This window comes from Paraburkholderia sp. EG287B, from assembly GCF_040965595.1.
Classification (GTDB): Bacteria; Pseudomonadota; Gammaproteobacteria; order Burkholderiales; family Burkholderiaceae; genus Paraburkholderia.
In genome coordinates this window covers 53,815-68,373 of the sequence record NZ_JBFRCG010000003.1, presented here as the reverse complement: position 1 = coordinate 68,373, position 14,559 = coordinate 53,815, and the positions used below count along the sequence as shown (strand labels likewise).

Genomic DNA, 14,559 nt, shown 5'->3' with positions numbered 1-14,559 from the left:
CGGTGTAAAGCGCACGCGAAGCCCGCACAACGCGTAAAATCAGCGCCTCGTTTTCACTCGACAAGAATCATCGATGGCTACCTACCGCGAATTGCTCGCCCAGAAGCGCGAACTCGACGAGCGCATTGAAGCGGCGCGCGCCGAAGCGGCGCACGAGGCACTGGCCAACGTGCGCGCGGCAATCGCCGAATTCGGCTTCACGCCCGACGAGGTGTTCGGCAAGCCGCGCCGCGAAAAGACTGCGCGCCGCGCCCGCAAGGCCGAAGGCAATGAAGGCAAAAAGCGCGAGCGCGCCAATCTGGACCTGTTCGGCGACAACGCCTGACCGGCCACCCACGCCCTTCATAAGCAAACAGGGCCGCAAGGGCCCTGTCGCAAGCAGCCATGCTCGCGCACGCCGGCGGGCGCGAGCATGGCGTGAACACCGAACGCGTTACTGCGCGCCGAGCTTCTTGATCAGCACGTCGAGCTGCGCCACCTCCTCCTGCGTGAGGTCGGTGAGCGGCGCGCGCACCGGGCCCGCGTCGCGGCCCACGAGCTTCGCGCCCGCCTTCACGATGCTCACCGCGTAGCCCGCGCGGCGATTGCGAATGGCGAGGTACGGCAGGAAGAATTCGTCGATGAGCTTGCCCACCGTCGCGTGGTCGTCGGCGGCAATCGCGCGGTAGAACTGCATGGCCGTCTTCGGAATGAAGTTGAACACCGCCGACGAATACACGGGCACGCCCAGCGCCTTGTACGCCGCCGCGTAGACTTCGGCCGTGGGCAGGCCGCCCAGGTACGAGAAGCGGTCGCCCAGACGACGGCGGATCGTCACCATCGCCTCGATCTCGCCCACGCCGTCCTTGAAGCCGATGAGGTTCTCGCAGCGGTCCGCGAGCTGCTCGAGCATGTCGGCGTTCAGCTTCGAATTGGCGCGGTTGTAGACGATCACGCCCATCTTCGGCACCGCCTTGCAAACCTGCTCCACGTGCGCGGCAATGCCTTCCTGCGACGCTTCCGTGAGGTAGTGCGGCATCAGCAGAATGCCTTGCGCGCCGTTGCGCCCGGCTTCCTGCGCGTACTCGATGGCCACGCGCGTCGCGCCGCCCGCGCCCGCGAGAATCGGCACCTTGCCCTTGCAGGTTTCGGTGGCCGTCTTGATGACCTGCGAGTATTCGCTCTTCGTGAGCGAGAAGAATTCGCCCGTGCCGCCCGCCGCGAACAGCGCGCTCGCGCCGTACGGGGCCAGCCATTCGAGGCGCTCGGCGTAGGTGCTCGCGCGGAAGTTGCCTTGCGCGTCGAAGTCGGTCACGGGGAACGAAAGCAGGCCTTCGGAGACGATTTGCTTGAGTTCTTGCGGCGTGGTCATGGTCTTGATCCTGTTGCGAAGTCAGTAAAGGTGTTCAGTCGAAGACGGCGTTCAGCGCACGAGGCACGGACGCTTGTTGTCGAATTTCCAGTTGGGAATGAGGTATTGCATGGCGATCGCGTCGTCGCGCGCGCCGAGGCCGTGCTCCTGGTAGAGCGCGTGGGCCTTTTCCAGCTCGTCCATGTCGATCTCGATGCCGAGGCCCGGCTTGTGCGGCACCTGCACCTTGCCGCCCACGATCTGCAGCGGCTCGCGCGTGAGGCGCTGGCCGTCCTGCCAGATCCAGTGCGTGTCGATCGCGGTGATCTTGCCGGGCGCCGCGGCGGCTGCATGCGTGAACATCGCGAGCGAAATGTCGAAGTGGTTGTTCGAGTGCGAGCCCCACGTGAGGCCCCAGTCGTTGCACATCTGCGCCACGCGCACCGAGCCCTGCATGGTCCAGAAGTGCGGGTCGGCGAGCGGAATGTCCACGCTCTGCAGCTGAATCGCGTGGCCCATCTGGCGCCAGTCGGTCGCGATCATGTTGGTGGCCGTGGGCAGGCCGGTGGCGCGGCGGAATTCCGCCATGACTTCGCGGCCCGAATAGCCGTTCTCCGCGCCGCACGGGTCTTCCGCGTAGGCGAGCACGCCGTGCTTGTCGCGGCACAGGCGGATGGCTTCCGCGAGCGACCACGCGCCGTTCGGGTCGAGCGTCACGCGCGCTTCGGGGAAGCGCTCGGCCAGCGCCGTGACCGCTTCCATTTCCGCGTCGCCCGCCAGCACGCCGCCCTTGAGCTTGAAGTCGTTGAAGCCGTAACGCGCTTGCGCGGCTTCGGCCAGACGCACGACGGCCTCCGGCGTCATCGCCTCTTCGGTGCGCAGGCGCTCCCAGTCGTCGCGGCCATCGGCGCCGCTCGCGTAGGCGAGATCGGTCTTGTTGCGATCGCCAATCAAGAACAGGTAGCCGAGCATCTCCACTTCGCTGCGCTGCTGGCCTTCGCCGAGCAGCGCGGCGACTGGCACGTTCAGATGCTGGCCGAGCAGGTCGAGCAACGCGGCTTCGAGCGCCGTGACCGCGTGAATCGTGGTGCGCAGGTCGAAGGTCTGCAGGCCGCGGCCGCCCGAGTCGCGATCGGCGAACTGCTTGCGCACGGTGTTGAGCACCGACTGCATGTTGCCGATGGACTGGCCGACCACGAACGCGCGCGCGTCGTCGAGCGTCTTGCGGATCGCCTCGCCGCCCGGCACTTCGCCGATGCCGGTGTTGCCCGCGCTGTCGCGCAGCAGCACGACGTTGCGCGTGAAGAACGGACCGTGCGCGCCGGAGAGGTTCAGGAGCATGCTGTCGCGGCCCGCCACAGGCACGACGCGCAACTCGGTCACAACGGGCGTGGCGTTCGCTTGAACGGTTTGTGTAGACATGAACGGATTACCTGTAAAAGTGCGGCGCGCTGCGCCCTGACAATCGAAACCTTGGGTTGATGCGGTCAAGCGTTGGCGGCGACGATCTCCACCCAGTTCGCGCCGTGGCCGCCCTCGCCACGCGAGACGGCTGTGAGCGCGCCGCTCGCCGCATCGACCGCGTAGACCGACACGTGTTGCGATTTTTCTCCGCACGCCACGAGAAAACGGCCCGTCGGGTCGATGCGAAAACCGCGCGGCTGCGTCTCGGTCGTGGTCGCGCCCGCGTATTCGAGCGCGCCGTCTTGAGAGACCTGCAGCGTGAGAATCTGGCTCGTCGTGCGCTCGGACACATAGACGAAGCGCCCATCGGGCGAGACGTGGATATCGGCGGCCCAGACGAGCTTCGCGAGCACGGCGGGATCGGGCTGCACAGGGTCCGTGGGGCTCGGGCGCGCAAAGCCGTCGTTCAGATGCGCGAGCACCGGCGCGCGCGGCGAGACGTGCAGCGCCGTTAGCTTGCCCGTGGCCGCGTCGCGCGCGAGCACCGCCACCGTCGCGCGGAATTCGCTCAGCACGTACAACACGTCGCCGCTGGGCGAAAAGCGCAGATGCCGCGGACCGAAGCCCGCGCCGAGATCGACCGCACCGATCTCGACGAGGCGCCCCGCGTCTTCCAGCGCGAACACAAACACGCGGTCGCTGCCGAGCGACGACGCATACGCGAAGCGCCCGTCGGCGGAAACGATCACCGCGTGCGCGTGCTCGATCTCGCCGATCACCTGCAGCGGCGCGCCATTACCGCTCTCGAGATCGTTCGCGCCATACAGGCTCACGCGATGCTCGCCGTACGAGGCGCCCAGCAGGAAACGCCCCTGCGGCTCGGCACACAGATATGCGAGGCTCGATTCGATCGGCGTCTGCACGCGCGGCGCGAGACTGCCGCTTTGCGCGTCGATGGCGTAGTCGTTGATGCGCTTGTCCGCGCCTCGCGTGGCCGCGTAAAGGCGGCGGCGATCGGGCGAGAGCGCCATCGGCATCACGTTGTCCTGCGCGGCCACGCGGGCTTGCGGCGTGAGCGCGCCGTTACGCGCATCGAGATGAAACACGCCAATGTCGCCGTCTTTCGAATTCGCGACGTAGACGAAGAAGCGTTCGGGGTTCGGCTGGCTCATGGTGCGGGTTTCCTTCTCGATTGAGGGTTGCGCGCGGGCTCAGTGCGCACCGCTGCGGACCGGATCGTCGGCGAAAGCGCGGCGCGACGGCTTGTTACGGGCAAGGAACGCGGCGGCGGCGGCAATCAGCGAGGTCACGCCAAGGCCATAGAGGCCGCCCGTAATCGAGCCCGTATGCTGTTGAAGATAGCCGAAGGTGGCCGGCGCGAAGAACCCGCCCAGGTTGCCGAGCGAATTGATGAGCGCGATCACGCCGGCGGCCACGCGGGTGTCGAGATAGCCCTGCGGCATCGGCCAGAACAGCGACGAAGCCGCCTTGAAGCCGATGGCCGAGAAGCAGATCGCCACGAACGAGAACACCGGGTCCGACGAGGTCGAAGCGAACAGGCCACAGGCCGCGATCACGAGTGCGACGGCGAGCCACGCCTGCTGAAAGCGGTACTTCGCCGAGAGCAGCGCGAAGCAGTACATCGCGACGATCGCGATCATCCACGGAATGGCGTTGTAGAGGCCCACCTGGAAGTCGGTCAGGCCACCCATCTTGCGGATGATCGTGGGCAGCCAGAACGTGGCCGCGTAGATCGTGAGCTGAATGGCGAAGTAGAGGAAGCAGAACAGCACGATCTGCGGGTCCTTCAGGAGGCGCAGCACCGGCACGTGCGCGCCCGTGGCGGCTTCGCGCTCGGCCTGCTCGCGCACCATGTAGGTCTCGAGCGCGCCCTGTTCGTCGTTCGTGAGCCAGTGGGCATCGCGAATGCGCGACTTCAGGAACACCCAGCTCACGCCGCACAGCACGATGGAAAAGCCGCCTTCGATCAGGAACATCCACTGCCAGCCCGCGAGACCGAGGCCGCGCACCGACAGCAGCGCGCCCGTGATCGGGCCCGAGAGCACCGACGCGAACGCCGAGCCCGCGAGAAACACGGCCGCCGCCTTGCCGCGTTCCTTCTGCGGCAGCCACTGCGCGAAGTAATAGATCACGCCGGGAAAGAAACCGGCTTCGGCTACGCCCAGCAGAAACCGCAGCACGTAGAACGAGGTGTCGTTGTGCACGAACGCCATGGCGGCGGCCACCACGCCCCACGTGCCCATGATGCGCGTGAGCCACGCGCGTGCGCCATACTTTTGCATGAGGATGTTGGACGGCACCTCGAAGATCGCGTAGCCCACGAAGAACAGCCCCGCGCCGAACCCATACGCCGCCGCCGAAAGGCCGATATCGGCTTGCATGTGCGCGCCGGCGAAACCGACGTTCACACGGTCGATATAGTTCGCGATGAACATGATGAGGAAGAGCGGGAGCACGTGCCGCAGGACCTTGGCGCTGGCTGACTCCAGCAGGTCCTCATAACGGTTGGCGGGGGCGGACATCGGGGTTGTCTCCTTCAGGCGCAGGCAGCGCGCGGATTGGATGCTTCGTGGTACGTTGTCTGATGACATTCTAGGCTTGCGCACCGAGGGAGCCAACGTCGTGTTTACCCTGCTCCGGAACCGGAATCATAACCGATAAAGCTCGAATCTGCGCGCCTGTAGCGGTTCTGGGCTGCTGCAGCCGCCTGCCGCGGGTGGGCGCTGGCGACGATCTGGCGTATGATAGTTGTACGATGACTTAACTCACTGCAACGAGACTCGGAGACGATATGCAAATCACTGGCGACATGCTCATTGGAGGCCGCGCGGTGCGCGGCTCGGAAAAGCCGCTCGCGGCTTTCAATCCCGCCACGGGCGAAGCGATCCCCGCACCGGCCTTCGGCAGCGGCACGGCCGCCGACGTCGACGCCGCCTGCCAGCTCGCCGCCGCGGCGTTCGACGCGTACCGCACGCTACCGCTCGCTGTGCGCGCGGCGTTCCTCGAACGCATCGCCGACGGCATCGCCGCGCTCGGCGACATGCTCACCGAACGCGCCCACGCGGAAACCGGCCTGCCCAAGGCGCGCCTCGAAGGCGAGCGCGGCCGCACCGTCGGTCAACTCAAGTTGTTCGCGCAGGAAGTGCGCCAGGGACTGTGGCTCACGCCCACGCTCGACGCCGCCCTGCCCGAGCGCAAGCCGCTGCCGCGCGCCGACCTGCGTCTGCAGAAAATCGCGCTCGGCCCGGTCGCCGTGTTCGGCGCGAGCAACTTCCCGCTCGCGTTCTCTGTGGCGGGCGGCGACACGGCCGCGGCGCTGGCGGCGGGCTGCCCGGTCATCGTCAAGGCGCACGGCGCGCACCTCGGTACTTCGGAGATGGTCGGCCGCGTGATCCAGCAGGCCGTGCAGGAGATGGGGCTGCCCGAGGGCGTGTTCTCGCTCATCGTCGGCGCGGGGCGCACCGTGGGCGAGGCGCTCGTCGCGCATCCGGCCATCAAGGCCGTCGGCTTCACCGGCTCGCGCGCGGGCGGCACGGCGCTCATGCGCATCGCCGCGAACCGGCCCGAACCCATTCCCGTCTACGCGGAAATGAGCAGCATCAATCCCGTGTTCCTGCTGCCCGAGGCGCTCGCGGCGCGTGGCGCGGCCATCGCACAGGGCTTCGTCGATTCGCTCGTGCTCGGCGCGGGTCAGTTCTGCACGAATCCGGGTCTGGCGATCGGCATCGAGGGCCCGGCGCTCGACCAGTTCGCACAGGCGGCTGCCCAGGCGCTGGGCATCAAGCCCGCGCAGACCATGCTCACAGAGGGCATTCATGCGGCGTATGAAGAAGGCGCGCGGCGCCTCGCCGAAACCCAGGGCGTGAGCGCCCTCGCGCAAGGCCAGAGCGCGAGCGGCCCGAACCAGGCGTTTGCCGCCCTCTTCATGACCGACGCGCAAACCTTCCTCGCGCAGCCCGCCCTCGAAGACGAAGTGTTCGGCCCGGCCTCGACGCTCGTGCGCTGCAAGGACGAAGCCGAACTGCTCGCCGTGGCCGAGCACTTCGCGGGCCAGCTCACCGCGACGATCCAGATGGACCGCACCGACGTGCCCGCCGCGATGCGCCTCGTGCCGATTCTCGAACGCAAGGCCGGCCGCCTGCTCGTGAACGGCTTCCCGACCGGCGTGGAAGTCACGCACGCGATGGTGCACGGCGGCCCGTTTCCGGCCACCTCCGATAGCCGCGCGACCTCGGTGGGCACGAGCGCGATGGAGCGCTTCCTGCGGCCGGTGTGTTATCAGGACTTCCCGGCCGAGCTGCTGCCGCAGGCACTGGCGGACGCCAATCCGCTCGACCTCTGGCGGCGCAAAAACGGCGAGCTGGTGCGAAGCTGAGTTGCCTCATCGGCGCCTTTCGCGCATCGCAAATGAAAACAGCGGCTGTTGGCCGCTGTTTTTCCATGGAGGCGACGCTGGAACGCGCTACGCCTTTTCGCCGGACTCCGCCGCCGCGCGGCGCAGCCGCTCGCGGCTGCTCGACAGATGCATGCGCATGGCCGCGCGTGCGCCATCCGGATCGTGCCGGGCGATAGCGTCGAAAATGCTCTCGTGCTCGCGGTTCACCAGCTCGGCGTAAGCCTGCGGATCGCGATGCGCGATGCCGGCCGAATCGACGCGCCGGCGCGGTATCAGCGCCGCGCCCATCTGCGTGAGGATGTCGACGAAATAGCGGTTGCCCGTGGCGCGCGCCACCGAGATGTGGAATTCGAGGTCGGCGCCCGAGCTGTCGCCGCCCGTGCGGATGACGACGTCGAGTGTGTCGAGCGCGGCGCGCATGCCCGCGAGGTCGCGCTCGCTCGCACGCTGGGCGGCGAGGCCCGCGGCCTCCGTTTCGAGGCTGATGCGCAGCTCCAGCACGGACAGCACATCGTCCAGCGTGCTGGCCGGGACGACGTCGAGATCGAGCGGCTCGCGGCGCGGCTCCAGCACGAAGCTGCCGATGCCGTGACGCGTTTCGATCACCGACATGGCTTGCAGACGCGAGATCGCCTCGCGCACCACCGTGCGGCTCACGCCCAGTTGCGTCATGAGGTTGCTTTCGGTGGGCAGTTTGTCGCCGGGCTTGAGCGCGCGCGTGGCGATCTGCTCGCTGATGAAGTTGACGACCTGCTCGGCGAGATTGCGGCTACGCGCGGCGATGGGCGTGGCAAGCGACTCCGCCATGTGGATCTCCTTGGCTCGATATGCGTGCGTAAGTCGTTCCATTATACGTTGTCGGACAACCGCCGGAAAAGCGCGCGAGCATGCGACTGAGGACATCCTACGACTGCATGATGGGCGCCATCCAGGCAGGCCCGGACACCCCACGAAACCGCGCCGCAAACGATCCTCATTTTATTTCGCATTCCGATGCAATTCGCGCCGTTCCGAGCCGCGGCGGGGAACGCATATCGTTGTGTTAGCAAACATGTCTCGCTGCAATAATCCGGCAGATTTATTTGCACATCCTGGCTGCACAAGTCGTCGTTCTCCGATAATCTCCTCGAAAAGGTGCGCGCCCGGCCGTCTTGCACAATGAGAATCCCCCACGGACGACGCCTCAACTGATATCGAATCGCAACGCGTTTGTGTCGTTACCATCCGCAACGAGGGAATCATTGAGAACCCGCATCGTCCTGATCATCCTTGCGCTCGCGCTGCCATGGGCGCCGCTCCTCGCGGCGCCGCCCGCCGAGCCCGCGCCTGACACGATGCAGGCCCGCGTGATGGGTTGCGCGGCCTGTCACGGCGCACACGGCGAAGGCACCGACAACGACTACTTCCCGCGTCTCGCGGGCAAGCCGGCGGGGTATCTGTTCAACCAGCTCGTCGCCTTCCGCGACGGCGGCCGCAGCTACCCGCCCATGAACTATCTGCTGGCGTATCTGCCCGACGCCTACCTCAAGCAGATCGCGGAATTCTTCTCGCAGCAGCACCCGCCCTATCCGCTGCCCGCCAAACCCACGGTCGATGCAGCCACGCTCGCGCTCGGTAAAACGCTCGTCATGAACGGCGATAGCAAGCGCAACGTCCCGGCCTGCGCAGGCTGCCACGGCGCCTCGCTCACGGGGATGCAGCCGGCCATCCCGGGCCTCGTGGGCCTGCATGCGAACTACATCAGCGCACAGCTCGGCGCGTTCCGCTACGGCACGCGCCGAGCCGCCGCGCCCGACTGCATGCACGACATTGCCACCCGTCTCGCCGACCGCGACATCACCGCGATCGCGGCCTGGCTCTCGTCGCAACCCGCGCCCGCCGATACGACGCCGGCGGCGGCCTCGCCGCTGCCGCTCGCGTGCGGCAGCGTCCACAACTAGCCGGGGCCTCGACGTGCGCAGACTTCGATCCCTTCTCCCGTCGTCGTCAAAGCCGCTCGCGACGCGCCTCTCGCTCGCGGCCGCCACGCTCTGCATGGGCGCCGCGGTCGCGCTCGCGCAAACGGCCGCGCCCAGCGCGAACGCGGCGGACGCGGCGAGCGCCGCCGCGGCGGCAGCCGCGGCCAACGCGAAGCCGCTCGCGCACAACGCCGAACTGATCGCGCGCGGCGAATACCTCGCGCGCGCCGGCGACTGCATTGCATGCCACACGGTGCCTTCCGAGCAGATGTTTGGCGGCGGCCGCCCGATGGAAACGCCGTTCGGCACGCTCTACACGCCGAACATCTCGTCGGACAAGACCTTCGGCATCGGCGCGTGGACCGCCGACGAGTTCTACCGCATGCTGCACGAGGGCAAGTCGCGCGACGGCACGCTGCTCTATCCGGCCATGCCGTTCGCGTCGTACACCAAGGTCACGCGCGCGGACTCGGACGCCATCTTCGCGTACCTGCTCTCCACGCAGCCCGTGCACAAGGAGAACCGCCCGCACGACCTGCGCTTCCCGTATAACAAGCGCGCGCTGCTGCTCGGCTGGCGCACGCTGTTCTTCCGCCAGGGCGAGTTCAAGCCCGACCCGAAGCAGTCCGCCGAATGGAATCGCGGCGCCTATCTCGTGGAAGGCCTCGGCCACTGCACGATGTGCCATACGGCCATCAACGCGCTGGGCGGCAACTCGCCCTCGAAGGCGTTCGAGGGCGGTCTGATTCCCGTGCAGAACTGGTACGCGCCTTCGCTCACCTCGAACAAGGAAGCGGGCCTCGGCGACTGGAGCATCGAGGACATCGTCGATCTGCTGCACGCGGGCGTGTCGAAGCGCGGCGCCGTGTACGGGCCGATGGCCGAAGTGGTCTACGACAGCTTCCAGTACCTCACCGAAGACGACGTGCGCGCCGTGGCCGTCTATCTGAAGTCGCTGCCGGGCCGCAACAACGAGGTCGACAAGTCGCCCAAGAGCACCTTCGTGACGGAGGAAGCCGCCCGCCTCGTGCCGCTCGGCAGGAAGATCTACGAGTCGCAGTGCGCGGTCTGCCACGCCACCGAAGGCCAGGGCAAGCCCCCGCATTTCCCGCCGCTCGCCGACAACCAGTCGATCCAGATGAACTCGGCCGTGAATCCCATCCGCATGGTGCTCAACGGCGGCTATGCGCCAGGCACGCACAAGAACCCCATGCCCTATGGCATGCCGCCCTTCGCGCAGTCGCTCTCCGATGAAGAAGTGGCGGCCGTGGTCACGTATATCCGCACGGCGTGGGGCAATCACGGCACGCCGGTTTCCGAACACGAAGTGAACGCGCTGCGTTCCGCGCCGCTTTTCTGAGGCTGCGATGATCGAAACTCCCGTACCCGAACAACCGGGCGAGCGCCCGCAACACGAACAGGTCGACGAGATCGTGGCCACCGGCCCGGGCGGCGCGCTCGCCCTGGCGGGCATCGCCACGGCGATCGTCGCCGCGCTCTGGTTCATCTTCTACTTCGTCGTGTTCCTGCCGCGCGGCGTCATCCAATAGCTCAGACAGACAAGAAAAGGCCGGCCTCATGTCGAATCCGCTCGATAACCATGCCAGTGCCGAAGTCGCCGCGCGCGTCGAGCGCCGCTGGGCGACGCTCATGGTGGCGTTCGTCTCCCTGCTCGTCGCCGTGGTGGTGTTCACGGGCCTGCACTGGGCCATGATGCCGCCTTCGCGCGTGGAGCTCGTCAATCCGCAAACGCTGCACGTGTCCGGCGAATTCGTCGAGTCGAACCTCGGCAGCGCCGTGGAGACCGACGGCTCCGTGACGGTGCGCATCCTCGCGCAGCAGTACTCGTTCACGCCGCAATGCATCCTCGTCCCGGCGAACACGCCCGTTACCTTCCGCGCGACGAGCGCCGATGTCGTGCACGGCTTTCTCGTCACGGACACCAACCTGAACTCGATGGTCGAGCCGGGCTACATCTCGACGTTCCGCACGACCTTCGACAAACCCTCCGACCACCTCATGCCGTGCCACGAATACTGCGGCACGGGCCACCAGGGCATGTGGGCCCACGTGAAGGTCATCGACCGCGATGCCTTCATGCAGATGGCGAACCAGCCAGGCAATTCAGCGCGGAGACTCAGCTGTGTTAAATAACAAGCGACTCGTACTCGCCCACTTCTGGCTCGCGTTCATCGTCTTCGGCGTGGCGCTGCTGCTCGGCGCGTGGCAGATGTTCGTACGCAGCCCGCTGCATCCGTGGCTCAACGACCCCGAGCTGTACTACCGCTCGGTCACGGAGCACGGCACCGTGATGGGTTACGTGTTTCCCACGCTCATCGCGATGGGCTTCGGCTACGCGGTCAGCGAACTGGCGCTCAAGCGCCCGCTCGTGGGCGTGAAGTGGGCCTGGCTCGGCTTCATCCTGCTCGCGCTCGGCGCCGTCACGGCCTCGGTGCCAGTGGCGCTCGGCCTCGCCTCCGTGCTCTATACGTTCTACCCGCCGATGATCGGCAACGTGTTCTATTACCTCGGCGTCGTGCTCGTCGTGGTGGGCTCGTGGGTCTGGGTCGCGCTGATGGGCATCAACACCGCAAAGTGGAAGCGCGAGAACCGCGGCAAACCGCTGCCGCTCGCCATGTTCGCAACCACGGCGGGCGCCTATCTGTGGGGCTGGACCGCGGTGGGCGCGGCCATCGAAGTGCTGTTCCAGATCCTGCCCGTGGCCTTCGGCTGGCGCAATACGATCGACGCGGGCCTCGCGCGCGTGTTCTTCTCCTGGACCCTGCACGCCATCGTCTACTTCTGGCTCGTGCCCGCCTATATCGCGTACTACACGATCGTCCCGCGCGCGATCGGCGGCCGGCTCTACAGCGACGTGATGGCACGCATCTCGTTCATCCTGTTCCTCGTGGTGGCCATGCCGATCGGGATTCACCACCTGTTCGCCGATCCGCAGGTGGGCTCGGGCTTCAAGTTCGTGCAGTCGGTGTTCACGGCGCTCGTCTCGGTGCCCACGCTCCTCACCGTGTTCACGATCTGCGCGTCGGTCGAGATCGCCGGGCGCCTGCGCGGCGGCAAGGGCCCGTTCGGCTGGATCGCGAAGCTGCCGTGGCAGAACCCGCAAATGCTGGCCGTGGCGTTCTCGTTCGTCATGCTCGGCTTCGGCGGCGCGGGCGGCCTCATCAACATGAGCTACCAGCTCGACCAGTCCGTGCACAACACGCAGTGGATCACGGGCCACTTTCACCTGATCTACGGCGGCGCGATCGTCATCATGTACTTCGCCATCGCCTACGACCTGTGGCCGCAGATCACGGGCCGCGCGCTCAACAACTGGCGCCTCATGCGCTGGCAGCTGTGGCTGTGGTTCATCGGCATGATCGTGACGACCTTCCCGTGGCACCTGGTCGGCCTCATGGGCATGCCGCGCCGCATGGCCTACTACGACTACAGCGACCCGGCGCTCGCGGGCCAGGGCGCGCTCGTGGTGCTCTCGGCCATTGGCGGACTGATCCTCGTGGTCTCGGCGGTGCTGTTCTTTACCGTGCTGCTGCAGGGGCATCGCAGCGAGGCGGCCGCGCCCGAGGAATATCGCTTCAGCAAGCCGGTGCACGAGTCGGCCACGCTGCCGGTGGCGCTCAATAGCTTCGGGCTGTGGGTCGTGCTGATGGTCGCCCTCACGATCACCAATTACGGCTACCCGATCGCGCAACTGCTGGCGACGCCCGAAACGGCCGTGCCCGCGATCCCGATTGGAGCACAGCGATGAGCGACGAACGCCTGTTCTCGTTTCGCAATGTGTGGTTTCGCGCGAGCGTCGGCACGGCCATCGTCGTGTTCGTCGTCTCCGTGCTGATCGGCTTCATCTGGCTGCCTTCCGCCAAGAGCGACCCGTATTTTCAGGGCATCTGGACGGCGATCTGCAGCGCGGCCGGCGTGCCGCGCGACTGGCACCCGGTCGGATCGGCGGTGCCGCCGGGCTACAAGCTGAGCCAGGTCGAACTGACGCCGCACATGCTCGATGGGGCGACGACGCTCTCGGTTGGCCGCGGCGCGACGCTCGCCTTGCGTTGCACGATGTGCCATGGCCCGCGCGGCATCAGCATGGCCAATTCGCCGAATCTGGCGGGCCAGTTCGCCATCGTGGTGTTCAAGGAACTGCACGACTTCCAGACCGGCGCCCGCCAGAACGCGGTGATGTCGCCCATGGCGCGCGATCTGTCCGACGAGGACATGCGCGACCTCGCCGCCTACTACGCCTCGCTGCAGCCGATCGCGCACCTGCATGGCGGCGCGCCCGCCATCGTGGCGCACGGCGCGCCGCTGCGCAATATTCCCGCGTGCGCGTCCTGCCATGGCGGCGTGGACAGCAAGATCGGCAGCCCGTGGCTCGACGGCCTGCCGGCCGCGTACACCAAGGCGCAGTTGCTCGCGTTCGCGAACGGCACGCGCCACAACGACATTTCCGAGCAGATGCGCAATATCGCGCGCAACATGACGCCCGAGGAAATCGACGCGGCCGCCGCCTGGTACGCGGGCGAAACGCCGCCGAAGCAACCCTGAACCCACCCCTGCGGGACTTGCGGCGGTACGCAAATTGCGCGCCCTGCACGTCCTTCATCCAAACTCGCGGAGCGACATCATGCAAAAGACGGCATCGGCAAAATGGCACGGCGGCATCAAGGACGGACAAGGCACGATCTCGACGCAAACCGGCGTGCTCAAGGAAGCGCCGTACGGCTTCGCCTCGCGCTTCGAAGGCGGTCCCGGCACCAACCCCGAGGAGCTGATCGGCGCGGCCCACGCGGGCTGCTTCACGATGGCGTTCTCGCTCTTTCTCACCCAGGCGGGCTTCACGGCCGAGAGCATCGAGACGAAATCGACCGTCACGCTCGACAAGGTGGGCGAAGGCTTCGCCATCACGAGCTGCCAGCTCGACATGACCGCGAAGATTCCGGGCATCGATCAAGCGAAGTTCGACGAGCTCTCGAAGGGCGCCAAGGAAAACTGCCCGGTGTCGAAGCTCTTCGCCAACAACGCGAAGATCACGCTCAACGCGAAGCTCGTTTGAGAGGCTGTCATGGCCATCCCCCATGCCGCGCCGGGTGAGGTCTTCGACGTGCGTCCGCTGGGCGGCGCGCTCAAGAACACGAAGTCGACCACCCTGATCCGCGCGCAGCAACTCGAAGTCATGCGCATCGTGCTGCCCGCGGGCAAGCGCCTGCCCGAGCACAGCGTGCCCGGCGAGATCACGGTGCAGTGCGTGGAAGGCGTGATCCGCTTCTTCGTGAACGGCGACCCGCGCACCATGCACGCCGGCGACATGCTGCTGCTCGGCGGCGGCGAAACGCACGCGCTGGAAGCGCTCGACGATGCCTCCGTGATCGTCACGATTCATCTTGCCCATGGGGACAAGTAGGGCTAGCGCGGCATCCACCACAAAAAAAGGG

Annotated in this window: 15 protein-coding genes; 10 read left to right on the top strand and 5 right to left on the bottom strand. The window is 66.8% G+C overall.

Going from position 1 to position 14,559, the window contains the following annotated elements:
• Positions 1–73: 73 nt before the first annotated feature.
• Entirely contained in the window at positions 74–325 is a 252-nt protein-coding gene (locus tag AB4Y40_RS05640) for an H-NS family nucleoid-associated regulatory protein (protein ID WP_368686778.1), read from the top strand.
• A gap of 108 nt (positions 326–433) precedes the next feature.
• Here the strand turns inward: AB4Y40_RS05640 and kdgD are convergent, their stop codons facing one another.
• The 4 genes from kdgD to AB4Y40_RS05620 form a co-directional block, all read right to left on the bottom strand.
• On the bottom strand, positions 434–1,351 hold the full coding sequence (kdgD, locus tag AB4Y40_RS05635) for a 5-dehydro-4-deoxyglucarate dehydratase (RefSeq protein ID WP_368686777.1): 918 nt from the start codon (positions 1,349–1,351) through the stop codon (positions 434–436).
• A 51-nt stretch (positions 1,352–1,402) separates the two neighbouring features.
• Positions 1,403–2,752 carry a glucarate dehydratase gene (gudD, locus tag AB4Y40_RS05630; RefSeq protein WP_368686776.1) on the bottom strand — a complete coding sequence of 450 codons (1,350 nt, stop codon included), beginning with the start codon at positions 2,750–2,752 and terminating at the stop codon, positions 1,403–1,405.
• A gap of 65 nt (positions 2,753–2,817) precedes the next feature.
• On the bottom strand, positions 2,818–3,906 hold the full coding sequence (locus tag AB4Y40_RS05625; RefSeq protein WP_368686775.1) for a lactonase family protein: 1,089 nt from the start codon (positions 3,904–3,906) through the stop codon (positions 2,818–2,820).
• A 39-nt stretch (positions 3,907–3,945) separates the two neighbouring features.
• Positions 3,946–5,277, bottom strand: coding sequence for an MFS transporter (locus AB4Y40_RS05620; protein ID WP_368686774.1), 1,332 nt, complete (start codon positions 5,275–5,277; stop codon positions 3,946–3,948).
• Positions 5,278–5,546: 269 nt separating this feature from the next.
• Between AB4Y40_RS05620 and AB4Y40_RS05615 the strand changes: the two genes are divergently transcribed.
• Positions 5,547–7,130 (top strand): aldehyde dehydrogenase (NADP(+)), encoded by a 1,584-nt coding sequence (locus AB4Y40_RS05615; RefSeq protein WP_368686773.1) that lies wholly within the window; start codon positions 5,547–5,549, stop codon positions 7,128–7,130.
• 87 nt (positions 7,131–7,217) lie between these two features.
• Here AB4Y40_RS05615 and AB4Y40_RS05610 read toward each other — a convergent pair whose 3' ends face one another.
• Positions 7,218–7,958, bottom strand: coding sequence for a FadR/GntR family transcriptional regulator (locus tag AB4Y40_RS05610; protein ID WP_368686772.1), 741 nt, complete (start codon positions 7,956–7,958; stop codon positions 7,218–7,220).
• A gap of 527 nt (positions 7,959–8,485) precedes the next feature.
• On the opposite strand from AB4Y40_RS05610, the gene AB4Y40_RS05605 reads away from it, so the two are divergent.
• The 8 genes from AB4Y40_RS05605 (at position 8,486) to AB4Y40_RS05570 (ending at position 14,528) form a co-directional block, all read left to right on the top strand.
• Positions 8,486–9,091, top strand: coding sequence for a cytochrome c (locus AB4Y40_RS05605; protein WP_368687107.1), 606 nt, complete (start codon positions 8,486–8,488; stop codon positions 9,089–9,091).
• Positions 9,092–9,185: 94 nt separating this feature from the next.
• Entirely contained in the window at positions 9,186–10,469 is a 1,284-nt protein-coding gene (locus AB4Y40_RS05600) for a cytochrome c (RefSeq protein ID WP_368687106.1), read from the top strand.
• Between the two features lie 7 nt (positions 10,470–10,476).
• Positions 10,477–10,659, top strand: a complete 183-nt coding sequence (locus AB4Y40_RS05595) for a hypothetical protein (protein ID WP_368686771.1) — start codon at positions 10,477–10,479, stop codon at positions 10,657–10,659.
• Between the two features lie 28 nt (positions 10,660–10,687).
• Positions 10,688–11,263, top strand: coding sequence for a cytochrome C oxidase subunit II (locus tag AB4Y40_RS05590; protein WP_368686770.1), 576 nt, complete (start codon positions 10,688–10,690; stop codon positions 11,261–11,263).
• Complete coding sequence (locus AB4Y40_RS05585; RefSeq protein ID WP_368686769.1) at positions 11,253–12,878, top strand: cbb3-type cytochrome c oxidase subunit I; 1,626 nt, start codon at positions 11,253–11,255, stop codon at positions 12,876–12,878. The genes AB4Y40_RS05590 and AB4Y40_RS05585 overlap by 11 nt, the downstream gene beginning before the upstream one ends.
• Positions 12,875–13,672, top strand: coding sequence for a cytochrome c (locus AB4Y40_RS05580; protein WP_368686768.1), 798 nt, complete (start codon positions 12,875–12,877; stop codon positions 13,670–13,672). The genes AB4Y40_RS05585 and AB4Y40_RS05580 overlap by 4 nt, the downstream gene beginning before the upstream one ends.
• A gap of 79 nt (positions 13,673–13,751) precedes the next feature.
• Positions 13,752–14,180: an OsmC family protein gene (locus AB4Y40_RS05575; RefSeq protein WP_042260258.1), complete on the top strand. Its 429-nt coding sequence runs from the start codon at positions 13,752–13,754 to the stop codon at positions 14,178–14,180.
• 9 nt (positions 14,181–14,189) lie between these two features.
• Complete coding sequence (locus tag AB4Y40_RS05570; RefSeq protein WP_254315481.1) at positions 14,190–14,528, top strand: cupin domain-containing protein; 339 nt, start codon at positions 14,190–14,192, stop codon at positions 14,526–14,528.
• Positions 14,529–14,559 lie beyond the last annotated feature (31 nt).

Excerpts from the sequence above, each read along its gene's own strand:
- AB4Y40_RS05590 (WP_368686770.1), top strand. The coding sequence starts at position 10,688 with ATGTCGAATCCGCTCGATAACCATGCCAGTGCCGAAGTCGCCGCGCGC.
- AB4Y40_RS05640 (WP_368686778.1), top strand. The coding sequence starts at position 74 with ATGGCTACCTACCGCGAATTGCTCGCCCAGAAGCGCGAACTCGACGAG.
- AB4Y40_RS05600 (WP_368687106.1), top strand. The coding sequence starts at position 9,186 with ATGGGCGCCGCGGTCGCGCTCGCGCAAACGGCCGCGCCCAGCGCGAAC.
- kdgD (WP_368686777.1), bottom strand. The coding sequence starts at position 1,351 with ATGACCACGCCGCAAGAACTCAAGCAAATCGTCTCCGAAGGCCTGCTT.
- AB4Y40_RS05615 (WP_368686773.1), top strand. The coding sequence starts at position 5,547 with ATGCAAATCACTGGCGACATGCTCATTGGAGGCCGCGCGGTGCGCGGC.
- gudD (WP_368686776.1), bottom strand. The coding sequence starts at position 2,752 with ATGTCTACACAAACCGTTCAAGCGAACGCCACGCCCGTTGTGACCGAG.
- AB4Y40_RS05580 (WP_368686768.1), top strand. The coding sequence starts at position 12,875 with ATGAGCGACGAACGCCTGTTCTCGTTTCGCAATGTGTGGTTTCGCGCG.
- AB4Y40_RS05595 (WP_368686771.1), top strand. The coding sequence starts at position 10,477 with ATGATCGAAACTCCCGTACCCGAACAACCGGGCGAGCGCCCGCAACAC.
- AB4Y40_RS05620 (WP_368686774.1), bottom strand. The coding sequence starts at position 5,277 with ATGTCCGCCCCCGCCAACCGTTATGAGGACCTGCTGGAGTCAGCCAGC.
- AB4Y40_RS05610 (WP_368686772.1), bottom strand. The coding sequence starts at position 7,958 with ATGGCGGAGTCGCTTGCCACGCCCATCGCCGCGCGTAGCCGCAATCTC.
- AB4Y40_RS05575 (WP_042260258.1), top strand. The coding sequence starts at position 13,752 with ATGCAAAAGACGGCATCGGCAAAATGGCACGGCGGCATCAAGGACGGA.
- AB4Y40_RS05625 (WP_368686775.1), bottom strand. The coding sequence starts at position 3,906 with ATGAGCCAGCCGAACCCCGAACGCTTCTTCGTCTACGTCGCGAATTCG.
- AB4Y40_RS05605 (WP_368687107.1), top strand. The coding sequence starts at position 8,486 with ATGCAGGCCCGCGTGATGGGTTGCGCGGCCTGTCACGGCGCACACGGC.
- AB4Y40_RS05570 (WP_254315481.1), top strand. The coding sequence starts at position 14,190 with ATGGCCATCCCCCATGCCGCGCCGGGTGAGGTCTTCGACGTGCGTCCG.